Below are 15,899 nucleotides of genomic sequence, written 5' to 3' on the forward strand. Positions count from 1 at the left end.
GCCGTTGTCGTTGTTCAAGCGAGTTCCTGTGTCATGAGGGCGAGCAGGAAGAGCGCGTTCTGGCAGGCGATCACGATGGCGTGGCGCTGCATCAGTTGGCGGGTTCCCTGCACGCGGTCGGCGAGCGCGCGGGCGTTGGGCTGCGGCGGCGGGTCGCGCAGCCCGAGCACCGACAGGGCGTTGTCCATCGCGCCCAGCGAGGCGATCTGGCCGTTGGCCAGGCCTTCGAACAGCGCCTGGTCCAGCCGCAGCCGGAAGGCGAAGTAGCGTTCGAGCACGCCCAGCACCATCACCGCGGCAAAAGCCAGGATGGCGGTGTTCGAGAGCCCGCGCAGCGTGAGCGCCAGCACCAGGGCGGCGATGCAGGTGAGCGCGAAGCCCCAGAGGGCGAGCATGGCCGCCGCGCGCAGCAGGCCGGCCAGGGTGGTGCAGGTGGCGCGTTCGTTGTCAGTCATGGCGCGAAGGTGTTCCAAGGGGTTCGAGTGCGGTACGCCAGGCGGCGTGCAGCACGATCTGCGGACGGGCGCGGCGCACGGCGTCTTCGGCCTGTGCCAGGCCGTGGTCGCGGCCCAGCCAGGCGATCACGGCGGCGGCGCTGCGCGAGAAGCCCAGCGCGCAGCAGACCCACACGGCCGAACCGTCGGCCGCCGCCGCGCGGCGCTGGCCTTCGATGACGGCCGCGGCGCGGCGCAGGCGCACGGGCGGCGGCACCACGAGGTCGAGCAGCGGCACGCAGCGCGCACGGTCGGGCGACACGCCGACCGGCAGTTGCAGCTCGGCGCACAGGCTCACGAGCCGGGGCTGGCCGGCGGCGAGCCATTCGGCCTGCGTGGGGCGGCGGCCCAGGCGCAGGCCGGGCACCACCTCGACCGAGGCCGGCAGCTTGCGCGTCCAGAGCCACACATTGAAGGCCGCGGCCAGGCGGTAGGGCGCGAACAGCCAGCGCGCCGCCCAGCCCATGCGGCCGTGGCCGTCCATTTGGAAGCCGCGCGCGCCGAAGCCGAGGTAATTGAGCGCCACCAGCGCGAGCGCAGCGGCCGGCCAGGCCAGCCACAGCGCCACGCCGCCGGTCGCCAGCGCCGCGAACAGGCACAGCGCCGCGCCCACGGCGTAGAAGCCCGCGAGCTTCAGCCGCTGCGGATCGCGCGCCAGGCGCCACGCGCGCAGCATCGACACCCGGCGCGCCATCGGCCACAGCCACACGCAGAAGATGCCCAGCAGCGCGCCGGTCGGGATGTCGATGAAGTGGTGCTGCCAGGTCGTGAGCACCGAGGCGCAGATCGCAAAAGCCCACACATGCAGCACGAGCCGCGCCCACAGCGGCCGGATGAAGCGCCGGTACCAGTCCCACAGGATCACGGCCAGCGCGATGTGCAGCGAGGGCGCCTGGTTGTAGGGCTGGTCGAAGCCGCGCAGCGCGTTGAACAGGAAGGCCGGCGCGCCCTCCACCGGCGGCTGGCCGAAGCTGAAGTGCAGCGGCCAGAGGATGAAGCAGGTGCAGGCGATGAGCGTGGCGCTCACGAGCCGCAGCGCATGCCGGTCGAGCGTGTGGCGGTCGCGCGCCAGGAACAGCGACAGCGCGTAGAAGACGTTGATGGTCCAGTACGGAAAGATCGTCCAGGCCCAGAAGGGCACCTGCCGCTCCCAGTCGAAGGCCATCGAGGGCACGCTGGCGCGCGTGGTGGCCCACCAGTTGGCGAAGCCGTAGGTCGCATAGAACAGCGGCCCCAGAAACACCAGCCACGCGGCGGCGCGTTTCCACGGCCGGGGCGCGCGCCGGGCGGTCATTGCGCGACGCGCACCGCCAGCGACACCGTGAAGATGCCCCACTCGTCCACCCGCTGGTCGATCTTGCGGAAGCCCGCCTCTTCGACCAGCTGGTCCATCTCGGCCTGCGTGCGCCGGCGCATCACCCAGGCTTCGCCCTGGCGGTGGCTGGTGAGCGCGCGGGCGATCATTTCGAGCTGCGGGTGCCAGGGCTGGCCGGTGTAGACCAGGTAGCCCCGGTCTTCCACCGCGTCGCCCACGCCCGCCAGCGAGCGGCGCACCATCTCGTTGTCGGTGAACAGCTCGTACAGGCCCGACACCACGGCCAGCGTGGGCCGCGGCGTCACGCTCGCCAGGCTGATGCGGTCGAAGGCGTCGGCCTGCACGAACTGGGCGACGTCTTCCAGGCCCTTCTCGGCGATCAGGGCCGTGCCGTCGCGCACGTTGATGTCGCTGTAGTCGCGCAGCAGGATCGAGCTGGCCTTCACCGGGCTGGCCAGCACCGCGTCGAGCACGTAGCGGCCGTGGCCGGCCGCGATGTCCATGAGCCGCACCTCGCGGTGCATCTCGACCAGCCGCTCCATCGCGATGCGCAGCAGCTCTTCCACGTGGATCTTGCGCTGGCGGATGCCGCGCCAGCCGATGGAGTCCAGGTAGGTGCGGTCGACCGAGCGGCCCAGCGCGCCCTTGCCCTGCGGCTGGTTGCGGTAGACGTAGTCGAGCGTGCTGCCCGAGTCGAAGCCCGTGGCGTGGCCCAGCGCGATGCCGCTGGACAGCGCGCCGCCCACGCGCAGCCCGCCGCGCGTGATCGCCCAGTAGGCGCCGCGCGGCGACAGGGGCGAGAGTGGTTCGGCCAGCGCGCGCGATTCGTCGGCGGTGTTGCCGCGCAGGTGCGCCTCGCGCAGGTCGACCGGCACGGCCGGCTCGTCGAAGCGCTGCAGGATGAATTCGCGGATCGACGCCACCGCGGGCGCCCGGTCTTTCTCGCCCAGCGTGTCGTGGAAGAAGCCCGGCAGCACCGTCTTCGTCTTCACCGCGCTGCCCAGCCGATCGAAGAACTGGTGCTGCGGCTTGTGGTGCACCACCCAGTCGGCGCCCGAGATGAGCAGCTGCACCGGCAGCGTGATCGCGTTGGCGTCGGCCACCACGCGGTCGGCCGCCTCGTACAGGCCCAGCAGGATGTTGACGGCGATCGGGCGCGAGATCAGCGGGTCGTTCTTATAGCTCTCGATGCGCGCGGGGTCGTGCGTGAGGAACTTCGGCTTCACGTAGCTGTTCACGAAGAACAGCCCGCGCAGCTTGTGCATGAGCGCCAGCCCCGGCCGCGCGAACGGCACGTAGAGCTTGACCTTGAAGGCCGGCGAGGCCAGCGTGAGGCCACGCACCTTGGGCGCGTAGTCGTGCGCCCAGGTGGCGATCAGCACCGCGCCCACGCTCTGCGCCACCACGTGGATGTCGTGCTCGGGCACGCCGTGGGCGGCGGCGATGTGCTGCACGAAGGTCTGCACGTCGCGCACCGAGGTGCCGAAGCTGGGGCTGTAGCCGCGCTGGCCCGGCGACAGGCCGTGGCCGCGCGCGTCCCAGGCGAAGAAGTCGAAGTCGGGCAGGTCCAGCTCGTCCACCAGGTGCGCCATGCGCGCGCCGTGCTCGTGGCCGCGGTGGAACAGCAGCACGGCGCCGCGCCGCGCGGCGCCCGTGGCCGGCCAGTGGCGGTAGAACAGCGATTCGCCGTCGTGCGTGCGGAAGTGGTGTTCGGCGGCGACGCGGGGTGTGGAAAGGGTCATGAAGAAGGGTCTTCTTTATTTATTTGTATGGGGTTGTTTCAGGCGGCAGGCGCCTCGGCCTCGGCCAGGGCGCGGCGGATGCGGTTGACGACCGTCCAGGCCACCAGCGCGGCCAAGAGCGGCATCAGCAGGGCGGTCCAGCCCGGCAGCGGCCCGCCGAGGGCGACATACAACCCGAGCGCGCCGAACACGAAGGCCCGGTCGCTCTTGCCCATCGGTCCGTCGTAGCGGCGCGAGGCGCCCACCGTCGGGCCCAGCGCGCCGGCGAATTCGCTCAGCCCGGCCAGCACGATCACCGTGCCGACCCAGAACGGCGCGAACGGCGCCACCAGCGCGAAGGGCAGGTAGAGCGCGGCGTCGGAGACCACGTCGGTGAGTTCGTTGAGGAAGGCGCCCAGCCGGCTTTGCTGGTGGTGTTCGCGCGCCAGCATGCCGTCGATGGCGTTGAAGGCCATGCGCAGGAACATCCAGGCGGGGATCAGGCCGAAGGCCGCCAGCGAGGGGGCGGCGAAGAACAGCCAGAGCCCGAGCCCGACCGACACCGCGCAGGCCGCCAGCGTCACCTGGTTGGCCGTCACGCCCATCGCATGCAGCCGGACCACGAGCGGCCGCAGCAAGGCCTGGAAACGCGGTTTCAGTTCGTAGATGGACACGTTCTGACTTCCCTCTCTTGTTATGTTCTCCAAGCATTCTGCCAGTGTGGCCAAGGACTAAACTCATCGCCGCAGCCCCATTCCAAATGACCATCCAGACCGACGATTTCGCCCCCGCCCCGCAACGCGTGGTGTCCGCCGCCCCCACCTCGCCCAACGAGGAGGCGATCGAGCGGGCCCTGCGGCCCAAGCTGCTCGACGAGTACGTCGGCCAGGCCAAGGTGCGCGAGCAGCTCGAGATCTTCATCGGCGCCGCGCGCAAGCGCAAAGAGGCGCTCGACCATGTGCTGCTGTTCGGCCCGCCGGGCCTGGGCAAGACCACGCTGTCGCACATCATCGCGGCCGAACTGGGCGTCAACCTGCGCCAGACCTCGGGCCCCGTGCTCGAAAAGCCCAAGGACCTGGCGGCGCTGCTGACCAACCTCGAGCCCAACGACGTGCTCTTCATCGACGAGATCCACCGCCTGAGCCCGGTCGTCGAGGAAATCCTGTACCCCGCGCTGGAGGACTACCAGATCGACATCATGATCGGCGAGGGCCCCGCGGCGCGCAGCATCAAGCTCGACCTGCAGCCCTTCACGCTGGTGGGCGCCACCACCCGCGCCGGCATGCTGACCAACCCGCTGCGCGACCGCTTCGGCATCGTGGCGCGGCTGGAGTTCTACACGCCCGAGGAGCTGGCGCTCATCGTGCGCCGCAGCGCGGGCCTGCTCAAGGTCGAGACCGACGCTGCCGGCGGCTTCGAGATCGCGCGCCGTTCGCGCGGCACGCCCCGCATCGCCAACCGCCTGCTGCGCCGCGTGCGCGACTACGCCGAGGTCAAGGGCAACGGCCGCATCACCGAGGACATCGCGCACAAGGCGCTGGCCATGCTCGACGTCGACCCGCAGGGCTTCGACCTCATGGACCGCAAGCTGCTCGAGGCCGTCATCCACCGCTTCGACGGCGGTCCGGTCGGCCTGGACAACGTGGCCGCCAGCATCGGCGAAGAGCGCGACACCATCGAAGACGTGATCGAGCCCTACCTCATCCAGCAGGGCTACCTGCAACGCACGCCGCGCGGGCGAATCGCCACGCTCGCGGCCTACCGCCACCTGGGCGTGGTGCCGCCCTCGGGCCGCGCCGACGGCTCGGACCTGTTCGGCGCCTGAAGAGAAAACCATGCACACCCACGACCTGAGCGCCTGGCAGCACGACCACCACTTCGGCGCCGGCAATGCCGCCGCCGAACGCAGCACCCGCCTCGTGATGTGGATCACCGCCGCCATGATGGTGGTCGAGATCGGCGCCGGCTGGTGGTTCAACTCCATGGCGCTTTTGGCCGACGGCTGGCACATGAGTTCGCACGCGCTGGCCATCGGCCTGAGCGCCTTTGCCTACGCCGCCGCGCGGCGCTACGCCCGCGACCCGCGCTTTGCCTTCGGCACCTGGAAGATCGAGGTGCTCGGCGGCTTCGCGAGCGCGCTGCTGCTGCTCGGCGTCGCCGCGCTCATGGTGGTGGGTTCGCTGGAGCGGCTGTGGTCGCCCGTGGCCATCCACTACCCCGAGGCCATCTCGATCGCGGTGCTGGGCCTGGTGGTGAACCTGGTCTGCGCGCGGCTCTTGGGGCATTCGCATGACCATCACGGCCATGACCACGGGCACGGCCATGACCACCACCACGGCCACGACCACGCACACGGCCACGACCTCAACCTGCGCTCCGCCTACCTGCACGTGGTGGCCGACGCCGCCACCTCGGTGCTCGCCATCGCGGCGCTGCTGGGCGGCTGGTTCTACGGCTGGTCCTGGCTCGACCCGGCCATGGGCATCGTCGGCGCCGTGCTCGTCGCCGTCTGGGCCAAGGGCTTGCTGAAGGAAACCGGCAAGGTCCTGCTCGACCGCGAGATGGACCACCCCGTCACCGCCGAAATCCGCGAAGGCGTCGAGACGATGCTGGCCGATTCCGAAACCCGCGTGGCCGACCTGCACGTCTGGCGCGTCGGCCGCGATGCGTACGCCTGCGCGCTCACGGTGGTGACGCATTCGGCCACGCTCACGGCGGATCAGGTGCGGGCGTGCTTCTCGATGCACGAGGAGATCCGGCACTCGACGGTGGAGATCCAGCGCTGCGCTGAGTAGAGGAAGGGTTCCGCTGTTGCAGCCATCTCCTGTCTATCCATGAGAACGATGGCTCCGGCTTGCTTCAGAAATTCACGTGGACCCGTTTGCCGTGAGCGAACGCAAATCGGCGGCGCTGCATGAGCTTCCTTGATGCTTCTTGCGCCAGGACAGGCATCGGAAAAGCGCGCAAGTCACGAAACAGCACCTGGGTCGTTCTCGGCGCCATGTTTCTTTTCAGCCTTTCGGGCTGCAGCGTCCGCAAGGATTCGCCTGAAGAGCGCATCGGCAATTTCCAGTTCCAGTACGTGGATTTCACCGGCTACTTGCGTCCGGCCGATCCCTCGTACCTCATCGTCCGCCATGGCCGCCTTTTCCCGAAGGAGGTGAAGGCGCCTGATGAGACAGGTCGGTTCATCGCGATCGAAGCACGTTTGGCGGGCCCCCATCCAACATGGCTTGTGAGCAGTGCTTCCAACTTCTATTTCCTCAAGGAAGCATCGGATGGTTCGGTTGCGGTCACTCCGCTTCCGACCACGGCAAGGGCGATACCGAACGCATGGATCGCCAACGGAATTGCCACCACCCGACTCGATGCGGGCCGTTGGTTTGTTCACGACGCCAGAACGCATGAGCTGACGAATGGAAGAGCGCCGCCATACACGGGGCGAATTCTCGATGAGCGCTCGCTCCAGATTCAGTTGCTGCCGCTTCAATCGATTCCCGGGGTGGATTTCGATCTGGACGAAATCGTTTCGGTGTCGCCTGACAACAGCACGGCAGCTTGGTTCTCCTATCTGTTCTCATCAGGGGAGAAAAAAGGCGCTCTCACCGTCGTCGACAAAGACGGTGAAACGATGCCGTTCACCAAGTTGGATCCACTGCTCTACGACGATGCATCTCCCCTCAACGATGCCTGGACGCCGTGGTTCAACACCTTTGCCAGCTGGCGTCGCACGAAGGAAGGTCGCTGGGTCGTCGATATCGACCACGAAAAAGTGGCGGAACTGGTGGAGAAGCGGCGCCGAGAGAAAGAGGCTGAGGACGCTTGCCGCAAGCGTCAGCTCGAGCGGCCACTCGACTTGCGCGAGACCTCGACGACGGGGCCAGTCGCCGCCGTGGAGTCGATTCTGGACTGCGATCCGAACGCCGGAAAAAACGCACATCGGCTTCCCTTGCGCCGCAATGCAACAGATGGTCGCTTCTGATAGGGCGAGCGAAATCTACCCACTTCGAGGAGATTTCGCATGCCGCACGATCAGCATCTGCGCCGTGTAGTACGTCGCCAGCACCCACAGCGACGCCAGCGGCAGCGGCGACACGAAGCGGTTGATCGCCAGCAGCGCGTCGCTCAGCATGAAGAAGCAGGCGCCCACAGCCACCCACAGCGCGGCCGGGTCGCTTGAACGCAGCACCGCCGCACGCCCGATGGCCTGCGCCGCCATGCAGGCGATCACCACCACGTAGAAGCCGACCGGAATGCGCAGCGCCACCGGCAGGCCGCCCTGCCACAGGAAGGCGTACATGCCCGCGCCGATCAGCAAGGTGGCTGCCAGCGCGCGGGGCCGCGGGAACAGCCCGACGCCGATGCGGAACAGCGCGATGTACGCCAGGTGCGCGAGCAGGAAGCACACGAGCCCGGGCACGAAGAGGTTGGCCGGCCCCATCAGCAGCACGTCGCCCGCGAGCGAGAAGACCAGGCCGGTCAGCAGCAGTGCATCGAAGCGCGTGAGGCCGCCGGGCTGGCGTTGCGCGCGGCGGGCCGCGAAGGCGATGGCGATCCCCAGCGCCAATGGCTTGAAGAGGAGGTGCAGCCAGCCGATGCCCAAGGCCGCGCTCGCCGTGGCCAGCGCGGCGGCCTCGACCAGCAGCACCTCGGTGACCGACAGCCGGCCCTGCAGCACTGCGCCCACGGCCCACAGCCCGGCCGTGAGCGCGGCCAGCCAGACGGCGGCCTGCGGCAGCGGCACGGCGTCGGAGTACCAGAGGAACACCGTCACGCCGGCCAGCAGCGCGAGGAACTGCAGGCCCGCGAACCACTGCACGCCCTGGCTCACCACGGGCTCGTAGCGCGTGACTTTCGCGATGTCGAAGGCGGGCTTCGGGTAGCGCGCCGCCACGTCGTCGGGGCGCCAGCCGGGCGGCTTGAACCACACGCGCAGCTTGTCGGACCAGCGGCGCGCGTGCCATGAATCCTTCGCGAGCGCCCAGTAGACCTCGGCGTTGGCCCACAGCGGGTCCCAGCTTTTCAGCTCGCCGCGCGTGCCGTATACGCAGCGCTCGTCCTCCTCGCGGAAGGTGCCGAAGAGGCGGTCCCACACGATCAGCACGCCGCCGTAGTTGCGGTCCAGATACGTGTCGTTCACCGCGTGGTGCACGCGGTGGTTCGAGGGCGAGCAGAACCAGCGGTCGAACCAGCCCAGCTTGCCGACCTGTTCGGTGTGGACCCAGAACTGGTAGAGCAGGTCGATGAGCGCCACCACGACGAACACCAGCGGCGGAACGCCGGCCACGGCCATCGGCAGGTAGAAGAGCCAGCCCAGCAGCGCGCCGCTCGAGGTCTGGCGCAGCGCGGTCGACAGGTTGTAGTGCTGGCTCTGGTGGTGCACCACGTGCGCGGCCCACAGAACGGCCGACTCGTGGCCCATGCGGTGCAGCCAGTAGTAGCAGAAGTCGTAGAACACCAGCGCCAGCAGCCAGCCGTACCAGGTGGTCCAGAACTCGCGCGCCGCCTCTTGCGGAAAGAGCGCCACCGCCGAATACACGGCCGTGTAGATGCCGATGCGCAGAAGCCCCGTGAGCACCGCGCTGATCTGGCTCAGCATGCCCAGCCCGATGCTGTTCACGGCGTCGGCCAGGCGGTAGGTGTCCTGCCCGGTGCCGCGCCGGGCACGCGCGCGGCCGACCGCGAACTCGATCGCGATCAGCAGGAAGAACACGGGGGACACGAGAACGATGATCTGGCCAGAGCGCATCGTCCGATTGTGGCGTTGCCCCGGTGCCACGCGTCACCGGGATGTCACGGAGTCGCCATCGTGCGGTCACGCGCGGCTGCGAACCTGCCGGACCATGCAACGCGACGACGCTTTCCTTCGCGCCTGGCGCGACACCGCGATCCAGCCTCCCGAGCCGGAGGACGACGATGCGGCGCGTCCGGCGCTGCGCTATCGCACCCTCTGGATCTCCGACCTGCACCTGGGCACGCCCGGCTGCCAGGCCCGGGCGCTGCTCGACTTCCTCAAGCACACCGAGTGCGAGACCCTGTTCCTGGTCGGCGACATCATCGACGGCTGGCAGCTCAAGCGCCACTGGTACTGGCCACAGGCGCACAACGACGTGATCCAGAAGCTGCTGCGCAAGGCGCGCAAGGGCACGCGCGTGATCTTCATTCCGGGCAACCACGACGAGTTCGCCCGCAAGTACCTGAACCACAACTTCGGCGGCATCGACGTGGCCGACGAATGGATTCACGAAACCGCCGACGGCCGCAAGCTGTGGATCATCCACGGCGACCTGTTCGACGGCGTGATCCAGTGCGCCAAGTGGCTGGCCTATGTGGGCGACTCGCTCTACGAGTTCACGCTCAAGCTCAACCGCCACCTCAACTCGCTGCGCGCGCGCATGGGGCTGCCGTACTGGTCGCTTTCGAAGTACCTCAAGGGCAAGGTCAAGCGCGCCGTGAGCTACGTGGGCGACTTCGAGAACGCCGTGGCCCGAGAGGCCCGCAACCGCGGCGCGCAGGGCGTGGTGTGCGGCCACATCCACCACGCCGAGATGCGCGACATCGACGGCATCCTGTACTGCAACGACGGCGACTGGGTGGAAAGCCTCACCGCGCTGGCCGAGCATGCCGACGGCACGCTCGAGATCATCGACTGGGCGCAGCACATGCCCGTCGGGACGCAAGCGGTGCCGGCACGCGAAGCGGTCGCGGCCTGAACGTCCGGCCCTGCACGGGCCCCGACGGAAGAACTGAAGAAAAAAGCGCTCACCGCCATGGTGGGGCGCCCACGTTCGTCCGATCCGACGATGCCGCGCCGGCGCGCGCGCCGCACACTTGCCGGGTGTGAACCCTGTGAGACAACACCATGGCCTGGACCCTCAGCGCGGCGGAGACCGCGTTTCGCGACGAGGTTCGCGACTTTCTCGCGCGCGAGCTGACGCCTGAGCTGCGCGCCGCAGGGCGTCGCTGCTCCGGCATCTTCACTGACTACGCCGACGGCAACCGCTGGCACCGCGTGCTGGCCCAACGCGGCTGGAGCGTGCCGCACTGGCCGGTGGAGCACGGCGGCACCGGCTGGACGCCGATGCAGCACTACCTCTTCGCGAGCGAGCTGGCCGCGGCCGACGCGCCGCCGCGCGCGCCCATGGGGCCCGGCATGGTCGCGCCGGTGATCATCGCCTTCGGCACCGAGGCGCAGAAGCAGGCCTGGCTGCCGGGCATCCGCTCGGGCGAGGACTACTGGTGCCAGGGCTACTCCGAGCCGCAGTCGGGCTCCGACCTGGCCTCGCTGCAGTGCAAGGCGGTGCGCGACGGCGACGACTACGTCATCAACGGCACCAAGATCTGGACCACCCACGCGCAGTACGCCAACCGCATGTTCTGCCTTGTGCGCACGGCCTCGGGCGGCAAGGCGCAGCAGGGCATCAGCTTCCTGTGCTTCGACATCCCCCAGGCCGGCCTGACGATCCGCCCGATCATCAGCATCTCGGGCGACCACGAGCTCAACCAGGTGTTCTTCGACGACGTGCGCGTGCCGGCCAGCGGCCTTATCGGCGAGGAGAACCAGGGCTGGACGGTGGCCAAGTACCTGCTGCAGCACGAGCGCGGCGGGGCCTGGGCGCCGATGCTGCGCGCGCGCCTGCGCCGGCTGCGCGCCGCTGCCGACAGCGCCTTTGCTGCCGCAGGCGACACCGCCGCCGACGAGGCGCGCGAGATGGCGCTGCGCCTGGCCGAGATGGACTGCGCCATCGACGCGGTCGAGGCCACCGAGCTGCAGTCGCTGCGCGCCCAGGCGCGTGGCGAGCCGCACGGCATCCGGCCCTCGATGGGCAAGGTGATGGGCTCCGAGCTGCGCCAGCGCCTGACGGAACTCGGTGTGGAGATTGCCGCGCACTACGCGGCGGCCGACCTGCCGTTGGACGACAGCCTGCAGGGCGCGCTGGCCGTGCCCGAGGAGGCGGTGTTCTCGATGTCCGCCTACCTCAACGACCGCGCCGCGTCGATCTACGCCGGCTCCAACGAAGTGCAGCGCAACATCATCGCGGCCCAGTTGCTGCAATCACGCTGAGGCCCGTTTTTCATGACCACCCTCACCGAACAAGACGACACCCTCGCGATGCTGCGCGACAGCCTCGCGCGCTACCTCGACGACCAGCACGGCTTCGAGCAGCGACTTCATGCGCTGGCCGCCGCCGACGATGCGCCGCCGCCGTTCTGGCAAGGCCTGGCAAGTGACCTCGGCTTGCTGGGCGCGGCGCTGCCCGAATCGCAGGGCGGGCTGGGCCTCGGCCTGGCCGCGCACCTTGCGCTGATGCCCACGCTGGGCGGCGCGCTCGCGGCCGAGCCCTACGTGTCCACGCTGGTGATCGGCGCCGGCCTGCTGCAGCGCCATCCGGGCGCGCAGGCCGATGCGCTGCTCGCGCGCGTCGTCGCGGGGCAGGCCGTGCTGGCCTTCGCGCACGACGAGCCGCACGGCCGCCATGCGCGCGACGATGTGCGCACGACGCTCGTGCGCGAGGCCGACGGCCGGCTGCGGCTCGACGGCCGCAAGGCCGTGGTGCAGGCCGCGCCGTGGGCCAGCCATTTCATCGTCACGGCGCGCAGCGACAAGGGCCTGTCGTTGCTGGTCGTGCCCAAGGACGCGCCCGGCGTGCAGCTGCGCGCCTACCGCACGCGCGACGGCGGCCGCGCGGCCGACATCGCCTTCGAGGCGGTGCGCTTGAGCGCCGACGCGCTGCTCGGCACCGAAGGCACTGCGCTGCCGCAGATCGAGCAGGCGCTCGACGAAGCCACGCTCGCGGTCTGCGCCGAGTCCATCGGCATCCTGCGCCGGCTGATGCGCGACACGCTCGACTACGTGCGCCAGCGCAAGCAGTTCGGCGTGCCGATCTCCAGCTTTCAGGTGCTGCAGCACCGGCTCGCCGACATGCACATAGCGCTCGAGCAGGCCGACGCGCTCACCGCCAGCGTGGGCGAGGCACTGGCCGCGGGGGCCGATGCGGCCTCGCGCGCACGTGCCGTGTCCTCCGCCAAGGTCGCGGTCGCCAAGGCCTGCCGCGCCGTGGGGCAGGGCGCGGTGCAGCTGCACGGCGGCATGGGCATGACCGAAGAACTCGCCGTCGGCCACTACGTGCGCCGCGCCACCCTCATCGAAGGCCAGTTCGGCCCGCCCGCGTGGCACCTTCGCCGCGTGGCGCAGCTGCAGCAACAACAACCCTTCTCACAGCACTAACCCCATGACAGCACTGGACGACCGCACGCCGGTCATCGTCGGCGTCGGCGAGATCACGCACCGCACCAAGGAGGCCGCCGAAGGCCTCGAACCCATCGAGCTGATGGCGCGCGCCATGCGCGCCGCCGCACAGGACAGCGGCGCCGCCGCGCTGCTGGCCGACCTCGACTCGCTCGACGTCGTCTGCGAGTACTCGTGGCCCTACACCGACGCGCCCGCGTTGCTCAACGCGCGGCTGGGCTGCAGCCCGGCGCGCAGCGTCTACGGCGTCACCGGCGGCGAAGCGCCGGTGCGCTACATCCACGAGGCCGCGCTGCGCATCGCGCGCGGCGAGAGCAAGGTGGCGGCCATCACCGGCGCCGAGGCGCGCTACACGGTGGACGCCGCCGCCAAGCTCGGCATTCCGCTGGCCTGGACCCCGCGCGACGACAGCGTGAAGCTGGTGCGCGGCACCGACATCTGTCACCCCGTGGCGATCCAGCTCGGCGCGGCCATGCCGACCACCATCTACCCGTTCTACGAGAACGCCGCGCTCGCGCACTGGGGCCAGACGCCGCGCCAGGCGCAGGACGAGTCGTCGCGCCTGTGGGCGCGCTATTCCGAAGTGGCCGCCGCCAACCCCTATGCCTGGCTGCGCAAGCCCTTCACACCCGAAGACATCGCGCGCGTCGACGCGGCCAACCGCCTCATCGCCTGGCCCTACACCAAGCACATGGTGGCCAACCCGCTGGTCAACATGGGCGCGGCCGTGCTGCTCACCAGCGTGGGCCATGCGCGCGAACTCGGCATTCCCGAAGACCGCTGGGTCTATGTGTGGGACGGCGCTGCCGCGCGCGAGCCGCGCGACTACCTGCAGCGCGACCAGTACCACCGCTCGCACGCGCAGGACCTGGTGATGGAAACCGTGCTCGCGCAGGTCGGCGGCGACGCCTCGGCCTTCGAGATGCTGGAGCTGTACAGCTGCTTCCCCATCGTGCCCAAGATGGCGCGCCGCACGCTGGGCCTGGCGCCCGAGGCGCGCATGACCTCCACCGGCGGCCTGAGCTTCTTCGGCGCGCCGCTCAACGACTACATGACGCACGCCGCCGCCGGCCTGGTGCGCGCACTGCGCGCCGCGCCGAAGGGCAAGGCGGCGCTGCTCTACGGACAGGGTGAGTACGTCACCAAGCACCACGCGCTGGTGCTGGGCTCCAGCCCGCCGCCGCAGGGGCTTCCGAAGCCCGGCTACGACGTGCAGGCCGCCGCCGATGCGCGGCGCGGCCCGGTGCCGCCGCTGGTGCTGCAGTACGCGGGCGCCGCCACGCTGGAGACTTTCACCGTGGTCTACGGCCGCGACGGCCAGCCTTCGCAGGGCATCGTGATCGCGCGCACGCCGGCCGGCGAACGGCTCATGGCGCGCGTCGAGGCCACGGATGCGGCTTCGCTGAAGGTGCTGACCGACCTCGACCGCAGCCCTGTCGGCTGCAGCGGCACGGTGACGGCCGGTGCGGACGATCTCTTGAACTGGAGCGTGTCATGAGCGCAGTCACCGTCGAACGCCTGCCGGGCCACGTCGCCCTCGTCACCATCGACCGCCCCGAGGCGCGCAACGCCGTCAACGGCGACGTGGCGTCGGGCCTCGAAGCCGCCGTCGATGCCACCGAGGCCGACGACGACATCCGCGCCGTCGTGCTCACCGGCGCCGGCCGCGAAGCCTTCTGCGCGGGCGCCGATCTGAAGGAAGTGTCGGCCGGGCGCGGCAGTGCGCTGCGCACCGAGCGCGGCGGCTTCGCGGGCTTCGTGTACCGCGAGCGCAGCAAGCCGTGGATCGCCTCCGTCAACGGCAAGGCGCTGGCCGGCGGCACCGAGCTCGTGCTGGCCTGCGACCTCGTCGTGGCCGTGCGGCAGGCCGCCTTCGGCCTGCCCGAGGTGCTGCGCGGGCTGATCGCCGCGGCGGGCGGGCTGTACCGGCTGCCGCGCGCCATTCCGCCCAACATCGCGCTCGAACTGATCCTCACGGCCGGCCAGCTCGATGCCGAGCGCGCGCATGGCTTCGGCCTGGTCAACCGCCTCGTGGCCGATGTGGACGCGCTGCGCGAAGCCGCGCTGGTGCTGGCCGCCGAGATCGCGCGCAACGGCCCCGTGGCGGTGCGCCAGAGCCTGCGCGTGGTGCGCGAGGCGAACAGCGGGCTCGACGAGGCCGCGCTGCGCGCCCTCACGCGCGACGCCTTCGAGCGCGTGGCCGCGAGCGAAGACTTCAAGGAAGGCCCGCGCGCCTTCATCGAAAAGCGCGCGCCGCGTTGGACTGGTCGCTGAACAAGGAAGAGGCCGCCATGTCCGACAGCGAAGCAGACGACATCCTCCTCGACCGCAGCCGCGCAGGCATCGCACTGCTCACGCTGAACCGCCCCGCGCGCCTCAACGCACTGAGCCAGCCCACCGTGCGGCGCCTGTGCGCCGCGCTCGACGCACTGGCGCAGGACGACAGCGTGCGCGTGCTGGTGCTCACCGGCGCGGGTCGCGGCTTCTGCGCCGGCTGGGACCTCACGACGCCGCTCACGCGCCGCGACGACCAGCCGCTCGACGGCGAGCCCTCGGTGGCCGACCTGATGGCGGGGCAGGAGCTGTTCGCCGGCATGGTGCGGCGGCTGCGCGCGCTCGACAAGGTGGTGATCGCCGCCGTCAACGGCGTGGCCGTGGGTGCGGGCTTTGCGCTCACGCTGGGCGCCGACATCCGCGTGGCCGCGCGCTCGGCGTCGTTCCATGTGGGCGCGGTGCGCATCGGCCTCACGGCCGGCGAGTGCGGCATCAGCTACCACCTGCCGCGCCTGGTGGGCGCCTCGCGCGCCTTCGAGCTCATGCTCACGGGCCGCCCCGTGCCGGCCGACGAGGCCGAGCGCATCGGCCTCGTCGCCGCGCTGGTCGACGACGAAGCCCTGCTGCCGCGCGCGCTCGCCCTGGCCGCCGACGTGCTGCGCAACAGCCCCTACGCCACGCGCCACACCAAGCAGCTCATGTGGGCCAACCTCGAAGCACCGAGCCTCGATGCCGCGCTCGAGGTGGAGAACCGCGCCCAGGTGCTGGCGCTGAAAACCGAGGATTTCCGCGAGGCCGCCGCCGCCTTTGCGGCCAAGCGCGCGCCCGTCTTCACGGGGCGTTGA

At 70.1% G+C, this 15,899-nt stretch carries 14 protein-coding genes; 9 read left to right on the forward strand and 5 right to left on the reverse strand.

The window, feature by feature from the left end:
- Positions 1-14: 14 nt before the first annotated feature.
- From AC1RAD_RS24415 to AC1RAD_RS24430, 4 genes are read right to left on the reverse strand one after another with little or no spacing between them, the layout of a single operon-like run.
- Positions 15-455 (reverse strand): hypothetical protein, encoded by a 441-nt coding sequence (locus AC1RAD_RS24415; protein WP_062482724.1) that lies wholly within the window; start codon positions 453-455, stop codon positions 15-17.
- Complete coding sequence (locus tag AC1RAD_RS24420) at positions 448-1,788, reverse strand: phosphatase PAP2/dual specificity phosphatase family protein (protein WP_492737656.1); 1,341 nt, start codon at positions 1,786-1,788, stop codon at positions 448-450. The genes AC1RAD_RS24415 and AC1RAD_RS24420 overlap by 8 nt, the downstream gene beginning before the upstream one ends.
- Complete coding sequence (locus tag AC1RAD_RS24425) at positions 1,785-3,551, reverse strand: bifunctional alpha/beta hydrolase/class I SAM-dependent methyltransferase (RefSeq protein ID WP_492737658.1); 1,767 nt, start codon at positions 3,549-3,551, stop codon at positions 1,785-1,787. The genes AC1RAD_RS24420 and AC1RAD_RS24425 overlap by 4 nt, the downstream gene beginning before the upstream one ends.
- A gap of 38 nt (positions 3,552-3,589) precedes the next feature.
- Positions 3,590-4,204, reverse strand: coding sequence for a CDP-alcohol phosphatidyltransferase family protein (locus AC1RAD_RS24430; RefSeq protein WP_095947964.1), 615 nt, complete (start codon positions 4,202-4,204; stop codon positions 3,590-3,592).
- An 86-nt stretch (positions 4,205-4,290) separates the two neighbouring features.
- Between AC1RAD_RS24430 and ruvB the strand changes: the two genes are divergently transcribed.
- The 3 genes from ruvB to AC1RAD_RS24445 all read left to right on the forward strand — a co-directional run bounded on the left by ruvB (position 4,291) and on the right by AC1RAD_RS24445 (position 7,512).
- The gene (gene ruvB / locus AC1RAD_RS24435; protein ID WP_492737660.1) at positions 4,291-5,355 is read left to right on the forward strand and encodes a Holliday junction branch migration DNA helicase RuvB; all 1,065 of its coding nucleotides are present in this window, start codon (positions 4,291-4,293) and stop codon (positions 5,353-5,355) included.
- A gap of 10 nt (positions 5,356-5,365) precedes the next feature.
- Positions 5,366-6,325: a CDF family Co(II)/Ni(II) efflux transporter DmeF gene (gene dmeF / locus AC1RAD_RS24440; RefSeq protein ID WP_159279394.1), complete on the forward strand. Its 960-nt coding sequence runs from the start codon at positions 5,366-5,368 to the stop codon at positions 6,323-6,325.
- Positions 6,326-6,444: 119 nt separating this feature from the next.
- Entirely contained in the window at positions 6,445-7,512 is a 1,068-nt protein-coding gene (locus AC1RAD_RS24445; protein ID WP_492737662.1) for a hypothetical protein, read from the forward strand.
- A 15-nt stretch (positions 7,513-7,527) separates the two neighbouring features.
- Here AC1RAD_RS24445 and AC1RAD_RS24450 read toward each other — a convergent pair whose 3' ends face one another.
- Complete coding sequence (locus AC1RAD_RS24450; protein WP_492737663.1) at positions 7,528-9,279, reverse strand: lysoplasmalogenase family protein; 1,752 nt, start codon at positions 9,277-9,279, stop codon at positions 7,528-7,530.
- Between the two features lie 94 nt (positions 9,280-9,373).
- Between AC1RAD_RS24450 and AC1RAD_RS24455 the strand changes: the two genes are divergently transcribed.
- The 6 genes from AC1RAD_RS24455 (at position 9,374) to AC1RAD_RS24480 (ending at position 15,899) form a co-directional block, all read left to right on the forward strand.
- Complete coding sequence (locus AC1RAD_RS24455; protein WP_062482079.1) at positions 9,374-10,243, forward strand: UDP-2,3-diacylglucosamine diphosphatase; 870 nt, start codon at positions 9,374-9,376, stop codon at positions 10,241-10,243.
- Positions 10,244-10,392: 149 nt separating this feature from the next.
- Positions 10,393-11,595, forward strand: a complete 1,203-nt coding sequence (locus tag AC1RAD_RS24460; RefSeq protein WP_307696413.1) for an acyl-CoA dehydrogenase family protein — start codon at positions 10,393-10,395, stop codon at positions 11,593-11,595.
- 12 nt (positions 11,596-11,607) lie between these two features.
- Positions 11,608-12,759, forward strand: coding sequence for an acyl-CoA dehydrogenase family protein (locus AC1RAD_RS24465; protein WP_492737665.1), 1,152 nt, complete (start codon positions 11,608-11,610; stop codon positions 12,757-12,759).
- A gap of 4 nt (positions 12,760-12,763) precedes the next feature.
- Positions 12,764-14,278, forward strand: a complete 1,515-nt coding sequence (locus AC1RAD_RS24470) for an acetyl-CoA acetyltransferase (RefSeq protein WP_492737667.1) — start codon at positions 12,764-12,766, stop codon at positions 14,276-14,278.
- Entirely contained in the window at positions 14,275-15,054 is a 780-nt protein-coding gene (locus AC1RAD_RS24475) for an enoyl-CoA hydratase-related protein (RefSeq protein WP_492737669.1), read from the forward strand. Before AC1RAD_RS24470 ends, AC1RAD_RS24475 begins: the two co-directional genes overlap by 4 nt.
- Before the next feature lie 17 nt (positions 15,055-15,071).
- Positions 15,072-15,899: an enoyl-CoA hydratase/isomerase family protein gene (locus tag AC1RAD_RS24480; RefSeq protein WP_492737671.1), complete on the forward strand. Its 828-nt coding sequence runs from the start codon at positions 15,072-15,074 to the stop codon at positions 15,897-15,899.

The sequence above is a fragment of the Variovorax sp. GW823-FHT04B03 genome, assembly GCF_058796495.1.